We start from the raw sequence: 15,759 nt of genomic DNA on the forward strand, positions 1-15,759 counted from the left end.
GCTGCTGTTAATGTTGTTTTTCCGTGGTCAACGTGTCCTATTGTTCCAATATTAACGTGTGGCTTGGTTCTTTCAAATTTAGCTTTTGCCATTTTAAAAATCCTCCTTTTAAGTGAATGTATACTTGATATTAGGAAAGCCTTTCGGCTTTCCTATATTTATATTTTATACTAAAAATTCAAATAGTATCTTACTATTTTCCTTCTTCCATTATCTTTTTAGCAATAGAAGCTGGAACTTCTTCATAGTGGTCAAATATCATTGTGTAAGTTGCTCTACCTTGAGTCATAGAACGAAGAGTTGTAGAATAACCAAACATTTCTGAAAGTGGAACCATAGCGTTGATAGCTTGAGCTCCTCCTTGTCTAGCTTCCATTCCTTCGATTCTACCTCTACGAGAGTTAAGGTCTCCCATAACATCTCCCATGTAGTCTTCTGGAGTAACAACTTCAACTTTAAAGTATGGCTCAAGAATTATAGCGTTAGCTTTTCTCATACCATCTTTAAATGCCATAGAAGCAGCCATCTTAAACGCCATCTCTGATGAGTCAACCTCATGATAAGAACCATCATAAAGCTCAACTTTTACGTCTACAACTGGATATCCAGCAAGAATACCAGCAGCCATAGCGCTTTGAAGTCCTGCATCAACTGGTCCGATGTATTCCTTAGGAACAGATCCCCCAACTGTAGAGTTTACGAACTGGTATCCAGCTCCTGGCTCTTGAGGGAACATTCTAATTTTAACATGACCGTACTGACCACGTCCACCAGACTGTTTAGCATATTTATGCTCGATATCAACAGGGTTCTTAATTGTTTCACGATAAGCAACCTGAGGTGCTCCAACGTTAGCTTCTACTTTGAATTCTCTAAGCAGACGGTCAACGATGATTTCAAGGTGAAGCTCACCCATACCACCGATAATAGTCTGTCCAGTTTCTTCATCAGTACGAACTCTAAATGTAGGATCTTCTTCTGAAAGTCTTTGAAGTGCCACACCCATTTTTTCCTGAGCAGCTTTTGATTTTGGCTCAATAGCTACGTGGATAACTGGCTCTGGGAATTCCATAGACTCAAGAATAATTGGGTGATCTGGATCACAAAGAGTATCACCAGTTGTAGTGTCCTTAAGACCTACAGCAGATGCGATATCTCCAGCATATACTTCAGAGATTTCTTCTCTTGTGTTAGCATGCATCTGAAGGATACGTCCAATTCTTTCTTTTTTATTCTTAGTAGAGTTGATTACATAAGAACCAGATTTTAGTACTCCTGAATAAACTCTAAAGAAAGCAAGCTTTCCAACAAATGGGTCAGCCATTATTTTAAATGCAAGAGCTGCAAAAGGCTCTTCATCTGAAGAGTGTCTTTCTGCTTCTTCTCCATCTAGAAGTACTCCTTTAATAGCTGGAATATCAAGTGGAGATGGCATATACTCAACTACTGCATCTAGAACTAGCTGAACACCTTTATTTCTGTAAGCTGTTCCACAGAATACTGGATTAACTTCACAAGCGATTACACCTTTTCTAAGTGCAGCCTTAAGCTCTTCTATAGAGATTTCTTCTCCTTCAAGGAACTTCATTGTTAAGTCTTCATCTAACTCAGCTATAGTTTCTACCATTTTTTCTCTGTATTCTTCTGCTAGAGCTTTCATATCTTCTGGGATTTCAACTATGTCAACTTCTTGACCTTTGTCATCCTTGTACATATAAGCCTTCATAATCATAAGGTCGATTATTCCAGTAAATGTATCTTCAGCGCCTATAGGAAGATGTAGAGCTACTGCATTAGATCCTAATCTATCTTTCATCATCTGAACAACTCTTAAAAAGTCTGCTCCTATGATATCCATTTTATTAACGAATGCAATTCTTGGAACGTTGTAGTTATTTGCTTGTCTCCATACGTTCTCAGATTGTGGCTCAACTCCACCTTTCGCACAAAATACAGCTACAGCTCCATCTAGAACTCTAAGAGATCTTTCAACCTCAACTGTAAAATCTACGTGGCCCGGAGTATCTATAATGTTAATTCTATGATCTTTCCACTCAGCAGTTGTAGCAGCAGAAGTAATTGTTATACCTCTTTCTTTCTCCTGCTCCATCCAGTCCATTTGAGAAGCTCCTTCGTGAGTCTCTCCAATTTTATGGGTTTTTCCTGTGTAGAATAGAATTCTCTCTGTCGTGGTAGTCTTACCCGCATCTATGTGGGCCATGATACCAATGTTTCTAGTTCTTTCTAAAGGAAACTTTCTTGACACGTATTACACTCCTTTCTGGCAAAACAAACACAATTTTACCAACGATAATGAGCAAATGCTCTATTTGCTTCTGCCATTTTGTGGGTGTCTTCTTTCTTCTTAACTGAAGCACCTGTACCGTTAGCGGCATCCATAATCTCTTTAGCTAGCTTATCAGTCATCCCTTTTTCGCCTCTAAGTCTAGTGTATTTCACTAACCATCTAAGTCCTAGAGTCTCTCTTCTGTCAGGTCTAACTTCGATTGGAACTTGATAGTTAGCTCCACCTACTCTTCTAGCCTTAACTTCTAGTACAGGCATGATATTATTCATAGCTTTGTCGAAAACCTCTAATGGATCTTCACCAGTCTTCTCTTTTATAATATCAAACGCACCATATACAATCTTTTGTGATGTACCTTTTTTTCCATCTAGCATAACTTTATTTATTAATTTTGTCACAACCTTGCTTGCGTACATAGGATCTGGCAAAATTTCTCTCTTTGGAACATTACCTTTTCTTGGCACTTTACTTCCCTCCTTAATAATCTAATTTATTAGATCATCGGTACTCGACATAAGCCGTTTCTATGTCGCGGGCGCCTGTTATATATATAATAAACGCACCGAACAATACTCAACTATTTCTTAGCAGCTTTTGGTCTCTTTGCACCGTACTTTGATCTTGCTTGCATTCTCTTGTCTACTCCTGATGTATCTAGCGTTCCTCTCACAATGTGATAACGAACCCCTGGTAAGTCTTTTACTCTTCCTCCTCTGATTAGAACAACACTATGCTCTTGCAGATTGTGTCCTTCTCCTGGGATATAAGCTGAAACTTCCATTTGATTTGTCAGTCTAACTCTGGCAACTTTTCTTAACGCTGAGTTAGGTTTTTTAGGAGTAACAGTCTTTACTGACGTACAAACTCCTCTTTTTTGTGGAGCAGATATCTCTGTTCCTTTTTTTCTAAGAGAGTTAAATCCTCTTTGAAGAGCTGGAGCAGTAGATTTTTTCTCTACTTCTTCTCTTCCCTTACGAATTAACTGACTAATGGTTGGCATTCGCGCACCTCCTTTTAAATTATTTGTTTTTTTGCACAGCCAACTGCTTTGAGTATTGCTACCGTCGCTAAAGAATTCATATGTAAATTCAAAAGCCTTCTAATAGCTTGGTTAAAAAAATTATTTGACCAGTGTAATGAAATTAGCAGTCCCCTTAAGGAGTCTGCTAATTTACACACTGTTATATTTTACCACCAGGTTTGGTAGTAGTCAACATATTTAATCTACAAAATTCTCTATTTTTTGCTCTTTAGAGTCTGGCTTAACCATATCAGGCGTAGAAATTTCTATTGTCTTATATCTCTTCATGCCTGTACCTGCTGGAATAAGCTTTCCGATAATAACATTTTCTTTTAGTCCAATTAGATTGTCCTTCTTGCCTTTTATAGCTGCCTCAGTAAGAACTCTTGTAGTTTCCTGGAATGATGCCGCTGACAAGAATGATTCTGTCGCAAGAGATGCTTTAGTGATACCAAGCAGAACTCTTTTTATAGTAGCTGGTTGTAAGCCATTTTCAACTGCATTTTCATTTATGCGTCTTAGTTCTAAGATATCAACTAAAGCTCCAGGAAGAAGGTTTGTATCTCCTGATTCTTCTACTTTTACCTTAGAAAGCATTTGTCTTATTATGATTTCAATGTGTTTATCATTGATATCAACACCCTGAAGTCTATATACCCTTTGAACCTCTTTAACTATATAATCTTGAACCCCAGTTACTCCATTAACTCTAAGGATATCATGAGGATTAATAGATCCTTGTGTAAGTGGTTCTCCGGCTTTAACTTTAGCACCATCTTTTACTTTCATTCTAGAGCCATAAGGAATAGTGTAGTTCTTTTCTTCCCCTGAATCTGTGGTAACTATAGCTTCTTTCTTTCTTCCAGTTTCTTCTATTCTAACAGTTCCTGCAACCTCAGTAATAACAGCAAGTCCTTTAGGCTTTCTACCTTCGAAAAGCTCTTCAACCCTCGGAAGACCTTGCGTGATATCTCCTCCAGCAACTCCACCTGTATGGAAGGTACGCATTGTAAGCTGAGTACCCGGCTCACCGATTGACTGCGCCGCAATAATACCTACAGCTTCACCTACATTTACTTCTTTTCCTGTTGCTAGGTTACGTCCGTAGCATTTAGCACAGATACCTTTTTTAGCTTTACAGTTAAGAGGTGTACGTATTTTTAGATATTCAATACCAGCTGCAACAATTTTTTCAGCATCAGTTTCTTGAATCATTTCCCCTGCTGGAACAATTAGTTCATTAGTTTCCGGATGAATTACATTCTCTAGTGCATATCTTCCTGCGATACGATCGAATAGACCTTCTATTTCCTCGTTCCCGTCTTTAAATGCACTTACTTCTATTCCTTCATTTGTCTCACAATCAAGCTCTCTTACGATAACGTCCTGTGATACGTCAACAAGTCTTCTTGTTAGGTATCCAGAGTCAGCTGTACGAAGTGCTGTATCGGCTAGACCTTTACGGGCACCGTGAGAAGATGTAAAGTACTCAAGGACAGATAGTCCTTCACGGAAGTTCGATTTAACTGGGATTTCAACTGTTTTACCAGATGCATTCGCCATAAGACCACGCATACCAGCAAGCTGTCTAATCTGGTTTTTAGAACCCCTTGCTCCAGATACCGCCATGATGTTGATGTTATTAAGAGGACCTAGTTTCTTCATAAGAGCATCAGTTACTTCTTCAGTAGTTTTAGCCCAAGTCTCTATTACTCTTTCATATCTCTCATCATCAGACATAAGTCCTCTTCTGAAGTTCTTTTCATACTTTTCAACTTTTTGCTCAGCTTCTCTTATCAGTGCGTATTTCTCTTCTGGAATCTCCATATCTGCAACTGAAACAGATATAGCCGCTCTAGTAGAGAACTTAAATCCAAGATTTTTAATATTGTCAAGCATGATAGCAGTCATGGTATTTCCATGTGTTCTAAAACACTTGTCAATAACCTTTCCTATCATTTTCTTGTCTAATACAAAATCAACCTCAAGAGCATAAGGCTCTTTCTCTCTATCTACATATCCCAAATCTTGTGGGATATTTTCATTAAAGATAAATCTTCCAACAGTACTCTCAACAAGTCTTCCTGGATCATCTGAAGATTTCTTAACTTTCACTTTTACTCTAGCATGAAGATGAACTTGATGATTTTCATAAGCAAGCATCATTTCAGTGAAGTCCTTAAATACAGAGCCTTCTCCTATAACACCCTTTTCTTCAATAGTAAGGTAGTAAGTACCAAGTACCATATCCTGAGTAGGAGTAGTGATAGGCGCTCCATCTTTAGGCGCTAGTATATTGTTTGGAGAAAGCATTAAGAATCTTCCCTCAGCTTGTGCTTCTACTGAAAGAGGCACGTGGACAGCCATCTGGTCTCCATCAAAGTCTGCATTATAAGCAGTACATACAAGTGGATGAAGCTTTATTGCTTTACCCTCGACTAAAACTGGCTCAAATGCTTGTATTCCTAGTCTATGCAGAGTCGGAGCACGGTTTAGAAGTACTGGATGCCCTTTAATTACTTCTTCTAAAATATCCCAAACCTCTGGTTTAATTTTTTCAACCATACGCTTGGCACTTTTTATGTTGTGTGCGTAATTTTTCTTAACTAGCTCATTCATTACAAACGGCTTAAATAGTTCTAACGCCATCTTTTTTGGAAGTCCACACTGATAAAACTTCAGCTCTGGTCCAACTACTATAACCGAACGGCCAGAATAGTCAACACGTTTTCCTAGAAGGTTCTGACGGAAACGTCCTTGCTTTCCTTTTAGCATGTCAGAAAGAGACTTAAGAGGTCTGTTTCCAGGACCAGTTACTGGTCTTCCTCTTCTTCCGTTGTCTATAAGAGCATCGACTGCCTCTTGAAGCATTCTTTTTTCATTTCTCACAATGATATCAGGTGCTCCAAGCTCAAGAAGTCTTTTTAGACGGTTATTTCTGTTTATTACTCTTCTATATAAATCATTTAAGTCAGAAGTTGCAAATCTTCCTCCATCAAGCTGTACCATAGGTCTAAGGTCTGGAGGAATAACTGGAACTACATCTAAAATCATCCAAGTAGGATCATTTCCAGACTGTCTAAATGCTTCAACTACTTCTAATCTTCTTATAGTCTTAATTCTTTTTTGCCCAGTAGCATCCTTAAGCTTAGCTCTAAGTTCTTTTGAAAGCCTTTCAAGGTCAACTTTTTTAAGTATTTCTTGAACAGCTTCAGCACCCATCATAGCTTTGAACGCTTTATGACCATGAGTCTCAAGAGCCTCTCTGTAATCTTTTTCGTTAAGAAGCTGATTTTCGGATAGGTTAGTCTCGCCTGGGTCAATTACAACATAAGATGCAAAATAAAGAATCTTCTCTAGTACTCTAGGTGACATATCTAGAAGGAGTCCCATACGAGATGGGATTCCTTTAAAATACCAAATATGAGAAACCGGAGCAGCTAGCTCTATATGTCCCATTCTTTCTCTTCTTACCTTTGATCTTGTAACCTCAACTCCGCAGCGGTCACAAACTATGCCCTTGTGTCTTGCTCTATCTCTTTTATATTTTCCGCAGTGGCATTCCCAGTCCTTTGTAGGTCCAAAAATTCTTTCGCAGAAAAGCCCATCTTTCTCAGGCTTTAAAGTTCTGTAGTTAATTGTTTCAGGTTTTTTTACTTCTCCCTTAGACCACTGTCTAATTTTTTCTGGAGAAGCTAGCCCTATTTGTATGGATTCAAAGTTGTTTAGTTCAAACAAGGAGTGTCGCTCCTTTCCTTGAAATTAATATAGTCAATCGTTAGCAAACTAAAAATCAAATTCATCATCTTCCTCATCTGTATCAGAAATAAATGAATCAAAATCTATATCATCATCGCCTTCTTCTTCAAGGTCAAAATCCTCATCTGGCGTTAAAACTTCCTCTATCATGTCATCTCTATCTTCTGCTACATACTCGAATTCATCAACCAGCGCAGCTTCTTCAATAGATTCTCTAACTTCAATTTCCTCATCAGTTTCAGTTAGAACCTTAACATCTAAGCAAAGTGATTGAAGCTCTTTTATAAGAACCTTGAATGATTCTGGTATACCTGGTTCTGGAACATTTTCACCCTTTACGATAGCTTCGTAAGTTTTAACCCTACCAACCACGTCGTCAGACTTAACTGTAAGGATTTCCTGAAGAGTGTGAGCCGCTCCATATGCCTCAAGCGCCCAAACCTCCATCTCTCCAAAACGCTGTCCTCCAAACTGAGCTTTACCTCCAAGAGGCTGCTGAGTAACTAGGGAGTAAGGTCCAGTTGATCTTGCATGTATCTTGTCGTCTACAAGGTGGTGAAGCTTAAGCATATACATGTATCCAACAGTTACTGGGTTGTCAAAATAATCTCCAGTTCTTCCATCTTGAAGATGAATTTTTCCACTCTTTGGATAACCAGCCTTATCAAGAGCTTGGAAGATATCTTCCTCAACTGCTCCGTCAAATACAGGTGTAGCAACATGCCATCCAAGAGCCTTTGCAGCAAGTCCCATATGAATTTCAAGTACCTGTCCAATGTTCATACGCGAAGGTACGCCTAGAGGGTTAAGTACGATTTCAACTGGTGTTCCATCCGGCATAAATGGCATATCCTCTTCAGGTAGAATTCTGGATATAACCCCTTTATTACCGTGGCGACCCGCCATTTTATCTCCAACATTAATTTTTCTCTTTTTAGCGATGTAGCATCTTACAAGCTCATTTACTCCTGGAGAAAGTTCATCCCCATTTTCTCTTGTAAATATACGAACATCAACTATAATTCCTGATTCTCCGTGTGGAACTCTAAGAGATGTATCTCTAACTTCTCTAGCTTTCTCACCAAATATCGCACGAAGCAATCTCTCCTCAGGAGTTATTTCAGTTTCACCCTTAGGTGTTACTTTGCCTACTAAGATATCTCCAGATTCAACCTCAGCACCGATTCTAATTATTCCTCTTTCATCCAGATTCTTAATTGCATCGTCGCCTACATTAGGTATGTCTCTAGTGATCTCTTCTGGCCCTAGCTTTGTATCTCTAGCTTCAGCTTCATATTCTTCTATATGAATAGTAGATAATCTATCTTCCTTAACAAGTCTTTCATTAATTAAGATAGCATCCTCATAGTTATAACCTTCCCAAGTCATGAATGCAACTAGGCAGTTTCTGCCAAGAGCAATTTCACCTAAATCAGTAGAAGGTCCATCTGCTATAACGTCACCTTTTTTCATAACATCGCCCTTGTTTACAAGAGGTGTTTGATTGATACAAGTACCTTGGTTAGAACGTTTGAATTTAAGCAGGCGATATCTATCTTTTTGTCCGTCTTCTCTTTTTATAATGATTTCTTTTGCCGATACTTTTTCAACTACTCCATCATGTCTTGCTACGATAACTGCCCCAGAATCCTTGGCTGCTCTATATTCTATAGCAGTTCCTATAATAGGTGCTTCTCTTCTAACTAGTGGTACCGCCTGACGCTGCATGTTCGATCCCATAAGGGCACGGTTGGCGTCGTCGTTTTCCAAGAAAGGAATCATAGCCGTTGCAACTGAAACTACCTGTTTTGGTGAAACGTCAACGTAGTCAACCAGCTCAGTAGGTACTAGCTCAACTGTACCCATCTTAGTTCTAGATGCAACCTTTGGGTTTACAAACCAGCTGTCTTCAGAAAGAGGCTCATTTGCCTGAACCCTGATGTACAAGTCTTCTTCATCTGCTGTCAAATAATCTATGATTTCAGTTACTTTATTATTTTCATTGTCTACTCTTCTATATGGAGATTCAATAAAGCCATATTCATTGATTCTTGCATATACCGAAAGTGAGTTTATAAGTCCGATGTTTGGACCCTCAGGTGTCTCTATAGGACACATTCTTCCGTAATGAGAATAGTGTACGTCTCTTACCTCAAAGCCAGCTCTTTCTCTTGATAGACCACCTGGTCCAAGAGCAGAAAGTCTACGTTTGTGAGTAAGTTCAGAAAGTGGGTTTGTTTGGTCCATGAACTGAGATAACTGAGAAGAACCAAAAAACTCCTTGATTGCTGCAGTTACTGGTCTGATGTTCATTAATGAGTTAGGAGTAAGGTCTATAGCATCTTGAACAGTCATTCTTTCCTTGATAACTCTCTCCATTCTAGACAGACCGATTCTAAATTGATTCTGAAGAAGTTCTCCAACAGAACGAACTCTTCTATTTCCTAGATGATCGATGTCATCTATATTACCTATAGAATGGAATAAATTGAACTGATAACTGATAGATGCGATTATATCTTCCTCAGTTATGTGCTTTGGAACTAGCTCTCTTTTTCTTTCGATAAGCTGAGCCTTTATTTCTTCTTCTGTACTGAAATTGTCTAAGATTTCTCTTAGAACTTTATATCTTACTTTTTCTTTTATATTTAAATCGTCGATAGAAAAATCTATATGCTTTTTAATGTCTACAAAACAGTTACCTATAACCTTAACTTCTTTTTCTTCTTCTCCATAGACATAAACATGAGATATTCCAATATCATCTAACATCTTAGCTTGCTCTACGCTAAGCTTAGTTCCACTTGTAAGTACTATTTCTCCTGTAGACGGATCTACTACATCTCTTGCTAATACTCTAGAGTAGATTCTGTTAGATAAAGCTAATTTTTTGTTGAACTTATATCTTCCAACCTTAGCTAAATCGTATCTCTTGTGATCAAAAAACATAGAGTTTATTAACGATGTCGCACTTTCTAATGTAGGTGGTTCACCAGGTCTTAATTTTTTATAAATTTCAATTAAGCCTTCGTCAGTTGACTTTGAGCTATCTTTAAGAATAGTAGCCTCAAGTCTTTCGTCATCACCAAGAAGTTCTCTAATTTCTTGGTCGCTGCCATAGCCTAATGCTCTGAGTAGCATAGTTACAGGTTGTTTTCTATTTCTGTCAATTCTTACAGAAACTATATCGTTTGAATCAGTTTCGTACTCAAGCCATGCTCCTCTATTTGGAATTACAGTAGAAGAAATTAATCTCTTTCCTGATTTATCCATTTCTTGAGCAAAATAAACACCTGGCGAACGTACTAGCTGACTTACAATAACTCTTTCTGCTCCGTTGATTATAAAGGTTCCCTTATCTGTCATAAGAGGAAAATCACCTAAAAATACTGGTTCTCCAGATTCGTTTTTAATTATCTTAGAACCATCTTCGTCTGGAACAGTAAGCCTTACTCTTACCTTCAGCGGTGCTGAGTAAGTTACATCTCTTTCTTTTGATTCTTCTACATCGTACTTTGGAGTTTCCTCAATAAAGTAATCAAGAAATTCCAGCTTAATATTTCCTGTATAGTCTTCTATAGGAAATACCTCTTCAAAAACTTCTCTAAGTCCTTCTCTAAGAAACCATTCATAGGATTCGAGCTGGATTTCTATAAGATTGGGAAGTTCTGCGACTTCAGTTATCTGAGAAAAGCTCATTCGGGTCCTTCTCCCGATTTGCACAGGATGTGGATGTGGCATCAAGACTTCACCTCTCAATAATAAAAATAAAACAAATGGGCAAAAGTACTCCATTATAAAGCATCAAATTATTATACCTGAACTCTGCCTTATTGTCAATGCAATTATTAGAACAAAAAAGTGCTTCAGGTATTACCTGAAGCACTTAATTACTAGAGTTAAATTATTTAACTTCTACTTTAGCGCCTGCAGCTTCTAGCTTTTCTTTAATTTGATCAGCTTCTTCTTTAGTTGCGCCTTCTTTAACTGGCTTTGGAGCTCCATCAACTAGGTCTTTAGCTTCTTTTAAGCCAAGTCCAGTGATTTCTCTTACTACTTTGATAACTCCTACTTTTGAAGATCCTGCATCAGCAAGGATTACATCAAATTCAGTTTTCTCTTCAGCAACTGCAGCAGCAGCACCAGCCATCATTACAGGAGCAGAAGCAGAAACACCAAATTTCTCCTCAGCAGCCTTTACAAGTTCGTTTAGTTCAAGAACTTTCATATTCTCTATAGCTTCTAAAATTTGTTCTATAGTCATTACGTACACCTCCGAATTATTTTTAAATTAAATTAAGCTTCTTGCTTCTTTGCAATTGCGTCAACAAGATAAACAAAGTTTGATACTGGAGCTTTAAGACTTCCAAGAAGTTTTGCGATAAGCTCTTCTCTTGAAGGAATCTCAGCAAGTTTTTTGATATTCTCAGCATCATAGAATTCGCCTTCTACAAATCCCATCTTAAGTTCTAGCTTTGGATGAGTTTTTGCGAAGTCATTAACTATTTTAGCAGGAGCTACTGGATCTTCATATCCAAATGCTATAGCATTAGTTCCTACTAAGTTAACATCATCAAACTGAGCCATGTTACCTACTTCAGCTGCAGCTCTTCTAACTAATGTATTTTTGTATACTTTATAGTCAATTCCAGCTTCTCTAAACTTATTTCTAAGTTCAGTCACTTCTTCAACCTTTAGTCCTTTGTAGTCAACAACCACACAAGAAGCAGATTTTTGAAGTTTCTCAGCTATTTCTGCAACTACGCCTTTTTTCATTTCAATCGCTTTTGTCATACGGCACCTCCTTCGTAGGCTTTAAAACAATTAAAGCCTTTATATATCCATAGACATACAAAGGCTCATTTTATAAAAATAAGATAATCCTCGGCAGGATATTAAGCATAAGCACCTACTGTCTACGGTAATAATTTAATTTTTAAGTACCTAAACATAATATAGCCTAGAATATAAATTGTCAATAGTTTTTTAGTCGTTTACTCTCGCTGGGTTGATTTTAACTCCAGGTCCCATAGTGCTAGTTACTACTACTGATCTTAAATATTGTCCTTTTGCAGCAGATGGCTTAGCTTTTACAACAGCTTCCATTAAAGCATGGAAGTTCTCAGCCAATTTTTCTTTTCCAAAAGAAACTTTTCCTACTGGAACGTGAATTATGTTAGTTTTGTCAAGTCTATACTCAACTTTACCAGCTTTGATTTCATTGATTGCTTTTTCAACTTCAAATGTTACAGTTCCAGACTTAGGGTTTGGCATAAGTCCTTTAGGTCCAAGAACTCTACCTAATCTTCCTACTAATCCCATCATATCTGGTGTAGCTACGATAACATCGAAATCAAACCAGTTTTCGCTTTGAATCTTTGTTACTAAATCTTCAGCTCCAACAAAATCTGCTCCTGCTGCTTCTGCCTCTTTAGCTTTTTCTCCTTTAGCGAACACTAAAACTCTGTTAGTTTTACCTGTTCCGTTTGGAAGTACAACTGCTCCACGAACCTGCTGATCAGCATGTCTAGAGTCAACGCCAAGTTTGATATGCGCTTCAACTGTTTCATCAAATTTCGCACTAGCTACTTCTACAACTACTCCTAATGCTTCAGTTGCATTGTAGTAGTTATTTTTGTCGAATTTACTAAGCGCTTCTTGATATTTCTTGCCCTTCTTCGCCATTAAAATGCCTCCTTGTGGTAATAACGGTAAATAAATTTGCCTCCCACCAATCTATATGATTAAAATAGAACTACTCTTCTACTGTTACGCCCATACTTCTTGCTGTTCCTTCAATCATGCTCATCGCTGACTCAACTGAAGCAGCATTTAAGTCTGGTAACTTCAACTCTGCAATCTCTTTAACTTGTGCTTTTGTAATTTTAGCAACTTTTTTCTTGTTTGGTTCTCCTGAACCAGACTCGATTTTACATGCTTTTTTGATAAGAACTGCAGCTGGTGGAGTCTTAGTTATAAAACTGAATGATCTATCTTGATATACAGTTATAACAACCGGAATTATTAATCCACCTTGTTCTGCTGTCTTAGCGTTAAATTCTTTACAAAAACCCATTATGTTAACTCCATGCTGTCCAAGAGCCGGTCCTACCGGTGGAGCTGGAGTAGCTTTTCCTGCTGGTATTTGAAGTTTAATCTGTCCAATTACCTTTTTAGCCATTATATACACCTCCTGTTAGATTACTTTACCTTTTTAACCTGATAAAACTCAAGTTCTACTGGAGTTTCTCTTCCAAACATGGAAATGTTGACCTTTGCATGTTTTTTGTCATGGTTGATTTCTTCAATCGTACCTGCAAAACCATCAAAAGGTCCTCCTGAAACTTGGATTTTATCTCCTATAGAGAAATCTACAACAAGGTCAAAGCTCTTTTGCTTTTCAACTCCCATGTTCTCAACTTCTTCTGCTGTTAGCGCTACTGGTTTTGAGTTTGGTCCTACAAATCCAGTAACTCCTTTTGTATTCCTTACAACGTACCAGGATTCGTCCGTAACAATCATCTTAATCAGCACATAACCCGGAAACACTTTCCTTTGCCTGATTTTTTCTTTGCCATTCTTGTTTTCGACAACGTCTTCAACAGGAACAGCAACGTCCTGAATCAAGTCTTCCATGCCTCTGTTGGCAACGGCTTTTTCAATTGTAGCTTTCACCTTGTTTTCATGTCCGGAATAAGTATGTATTACATACCATTTGGCTTGTTCTTGTTCTGACATAGACATCAGCCTAAAAAGGCCTGACCCTCCTTTTGGTTAACGATTATAAAGAAACTACTTTCTCAATGATAAACCCTAGCCCAGAATCTATAAGATAAATTATTAAGCTCACAATAAATACTGAGAATATAACAATCCAAGTATAGTTTGTTAATTCCTTGCGGCTTGGCCAATGAACCTTTTTAAGTTCTGTTCTGGTTTCTCTTAGAGAAGCTCCTATACCTTTTTTTACATTTGCTTCTGCTGACAATCCATTCACACCCTTTGACTATTTAGTTTCTTTATGCGCAGTGTGCTTTTTGCAGAATCTGCAGTATTTGCTAAGCTCTATTCTGTCTGGGTCATTCTTCTTGTTTTTTGTAGTGTTGTAGTTTCTTTGCTTACACTCTTGGCAAGCAAGTGTTATTTTTACTCTCATGGTCCACCTCCTACATTAATATGTGTTAGAAGGATCTATTTTTAAACATAGATTGGTGTAATTATATAACATTACCCATAAAATCTATCACAATCGCCAGCCGATGTCAAGAGATTTCGCTCTTATATATCAACTAAATTATGATTTTCGCCGAAATTAAATTCTAACTCAATTTGTATTTTTTGTCAAAGCTTTCCATTATATTTGCTCTAGGTTTATATTAATTTATTTTGCTGTTATCCTTCTATTTTATTTCAGTTTATATTAAAAACGAGCTTTTGCATAATGCAAAAGCTCGTATATAAGTCAGGGCTTTAATTACTCTACGATTGTAGCAACAACACCAGCGCCTACAGTTCTTCCGCCTTCTCTGATAGCAAAACGAAGTCCCTCTTCCATAGCGATAGGAGTAATAAGATCAACAGTGATTGTGATGTTATCTCCAGGCATAACCATTTCTACGCCATCTGGAAGCTGAATGTCACCAGTTACGTCAGTTGTTCTGAAGTAAAACTGTGGTCTATATCCTTTGAAGAATGGAGTATGTCTTCCACCCTCTTCTTTTTTAAGTACGTAGATTTCTGCAGTGAACTTCGTTCTTGGTTTGATTGTACCAGTTTTAGCTAGAACTTGTCCTCTTTCGATATCATCTCTAGTTACACCTCTAAGAAGTGCTCCTATGTTATCTCCAGCTTGCGCTTGATCTAGTAACTTTCTGAACATCTCTACTCCAGTTACTACTACTTTTCTTGCTTCTTCTGTAAGTCCAACGATTTCTACCTCGTCTTGAACTTTTAGAATTCCTCTTTCTACTCTTCCTGTTGCAACTGTTCCTCTACCAGTGATTGAGAATACGTCCTCTACTGGCATTAGGAATGGCTTGTCGATATCTCTTTCTGGCTCTGGAATGTAGCTATCGATTTGCTCGAATAACTCAACGATTTTGTCTCCCCACTCAGATGCTGGATCTTCTAATGCTTTTAGTGCTGATCCTCTGATGATTGGAGTGTCATCTCCTGGGAATTCGTACTCGTTTAGTAGGTCTCTTACTTCCATTTCTACTAGCTCAAGTAGCTCTTCGTCATCTACCATGTCACATTTGTTTAGGAATACTACGATGTATGGTACCCCTACCTGTCTTGATAGTAGGATATGCTCTCTTGTTTGTGGCATTGGTCCATCTGCTGCTGAACATACTAGGATAGCTCCGTCCATCTGTGCTGCTCCTGTGATCATGTTCTTAACGTAGTCAGCATGGCCTGGGCAGTCAACGTGTGCATAGTGTCTATTTGGAGTCTCATACTCAACGTGTGCTGTTGAGATTGTGATTCCTCTTTCTCTTTCCTCTGGTGCCTTATCTATGTTTTCGAAATCTACTGCTGCTCCGAATCCGTATCTTGCATGTAATGTCTTTGTGATTGCTGCTGTTAATGTTGTTTTTCCGTGGTCAACGTGTCCTATTGTTCCAATATTAACGTGTGGCTTGGTTCTTTCAAATTTAGCTTTTGCCATTTT

Annotated in this window: 14 protein-coding genes and 1 other annotated feature; all 14 genes read right to left on the minus strand. The window is 38.0% G+C overall.

The genetic code is table 11. The annotated features are described in order from the left end of the window. A partial coding sequence (locus B5X47_RS13330; RefSeq protein WP_023878051.1) for a GTP-binding protein occupies positions 1–92 on the minus strand: 92 nt, incomplete at its 3' end. Positions 93–193: 101 nt separating this feature from the next. Next, positions 194–2,266, minus strand: coding sequence for an elongation factor G (gene fusA / locus B5X47_RS13335; RefSeq protein ID WP_079590775.1), 2,073 nt, complete (start codon positions 2,264–2,266; stop codon positions 194–196). 35 nt (positions 2,267–2,301) lie between these two features. Beyond that, entirely contained in the window at positions 2,302–2,772 is a 471-nt protein-coding gene (gene rpsG / locus B5X47_RS13340; RefSeq protein WP_079590777.1) for a 30S ribosomal protein S7, read from the minus strand. A gap of 113 nt (positions 2,773–2,885) precedes the next feature. Then, complete coding sequence (gene rpsL, locus B5X47_RS13345) at positions 2,886–3,308, minus strand: 30S ribosomal protein S12 (RefSeq protein ID WP_079590779.1); 423 nt, start codon at positions 3,306–3,308, stop codon at positions 2,886–2,888. A 219-nt stretch (positions 3,309–3,527) separates the two neighbouring features. After that, complete coding sequence (gene rpoC, locus B5X47_RS13350) at positions 3,528–7,067, minus strand: DNA-directed RNA polymerase subunit beta' (RefSeq protein WP_079590781.1); 3,540 nt, start codon at positions 7,065–7,067, stop codon at positions 3,528–3,530. A gap of 48 nt (positions 7,068–7,115) precedes the next feature. Further along, complete coding sequence (rpoB, locus tag B5X47_RS13355) at positions 7,116–10,829, minus strand: DNA-directed RNA polymerase subunit beta (protein WP_079590783.1); 3,714 nt, start codon at positions 10,827–10,829, stop codon at positions 7,116–7,118. Between the two features lie 163 nt (positions 10,830–10,992). Continuing rightward, complete coding sequence (rplL, locus tag B5X47_RS13360) at positions 10,993–11,352, minus strand: 50S ribosomal protein L7/L12 (protein ID WP_079590785.1); 360 nt, start codon at positions 11,350–11,352, stop codon at positions 10,993–10,995. A 32-nt stretch (positions 11,353–11,384) separates the two neighbouring features. Next, positions 11,385–11,882, minus strand: coding sequence for a 50S ribosomal protein L10 (gene rplJ / locus B5X47_RS13365; protein WP_079590787.1), 498 nt, complete (start codon positions 11,880–11,882; stop codon positions 11,385–11,387). A 20-nt stretch (positions 11,883–11,902) separates the two neighbouring features. Beyond that, positions 11,903–12,028 (minus strand) — a sequence feature (ribosomal protein L10 leader region). A 46-nt stretch (positions 12,029–12,074) separates the two neighbouring features. After that, positions 12,075–12,773, minus strand: coding sequence for a 50S ribosomal protein L1 (gene rplA / locus B5X47_RS13370; protein WP_013362426.1), 699 nt, complete (start codon positions 12,771–12,773; stop codon positions 12,075–12,077). 70 nt (positions 12,774–12,843) lie between these two features. After that, positions 12,844–13,269, minus strand: coding sequence for a 50S ribosomal protein L11 (gene rplK, locus B5X47_RS13375; RefSeq protein WP_079590789.1), 426 nt, complete (start codon positions 13,267–13,269; stop codon positions 12,844–12,846). Between the two features lie 20 nt (positions 13,270–13,289). Next, positions 13,290–13,826 (minus strand): transcription termination/antitermination protein NusG, encoded by a 537-nt coding sequence (gene nusG / locus B5X47_RS13380; protein WP_330360758.1) that lies wholly within the window; start codon positions 13,824–13,826, stop codon positions 13,290–13,292. A 43-nt stretch (positions 13,827–13,869) separates the two neighbouring features. After that, positions 13,870–14,076, minus strand: a complete 207-nt coding sequence (secE, locus tag B5X47_RS13385) for a preprotein translocase subunit SecE (protein WP_079590791.1) — start codon at positions 14,074–14,076, stop codon at positions 13,870–13,872. Positions 14,077–14,094: 18 nt separating this feature from the next. Continuing rightward, positions 14,095–14,244 carry a 50S ribosomal protein L33 gene (gene rpmG / locus B5X47_RS13390; RefSeq protein ID WP_013362430.1) on the minus strand — a complete coding sequence of 50 codons (150 nt, stop codon included), beginning with the start codon at positions 14,242–14,244 and terminating at the stop codon, positions 14,095–14,097. Between the two features lie 318 nt (positions 14,245–14,562). Beyond that, complete coding sequence (gene tuf, locus B5X47_RS13395) at positions 14,563–15,756, minus strand: elongation factor Tu (RefSeq protein WP_079590527.1); 1,194 nt, start codon at positions 15,754–15,756, stop codon at positions 14,563–14,565. Positions 15,757–15,759: the final 3 nt, after the last annotated feature.

Source organism: Acetoanaerobium noterae (genome assembly GCF_900168025.1).
GTDB lineage: Bacteria > Bacillota > Clostridia > Peptostreptococcales > Filifactoraceae > Acetoanaerobium > Acetoanaerobium noterae.

Coding starts and splice junctions, on each gene's coding strand:
- rpsL (WP_079590779.1), bottom strand. CDS start 3,308: ATGCCAACCATTAGTCAGTTAATTCGTAAGGGAAGAGAAGAAGTAGAG.
- rpoB (WP_079590783.1), bottom strand. CDS start 10,829: ATGCCACATCCACATCCTGTGCAAATCGGGAGAAGGACCCGAATGAGC.
- rplL (WP_079590785.1), bottom strand. CDS start 11,352: ATGACTATAGAACAAATTTTAGAAGCTATAGAGAATATGAAAGTTCTT.
- rplJ (WP_079590787.1), bottom strand. CDS start 11,882: ATGACAAAAGCGATTGAAATGAAAAAAGGCGTAGTTGCAGAAATAGCT.
- rplA (WP_013362426.1), bottom strand. CDS start 12,773: ATGGCGAAGAAGGGCAAGAAATATCAAGAAGCGCTTAGTAAATTCGAC.
- rplK (WP_079590789.1), bottom strand. CDS start 13,269: ATGGCTAAAAAGGTAATTGGACAGATTAAACTTCAAATACCAGCAGGA.
- nusG (WP_330360758.1), bottom strand. CDS start 13,826: ATGTCAGAACAAGAACAAGCCAAATGGTATGTAATACATACTTATTCC.
- rpmG (WP_013362430.1), bottom strand. CDS start 14,244: ATGAGAGTAAAAATAACACTTGCTTGCCAAGAGTGTAAGCAAAGAAAC.
- tuf (WP_079590527.1), bottom strand. CDS start 15,756: ATGGCAAAAGCTAAATTTGAAAGAACCAAGCCACACGTTAATATTGGA.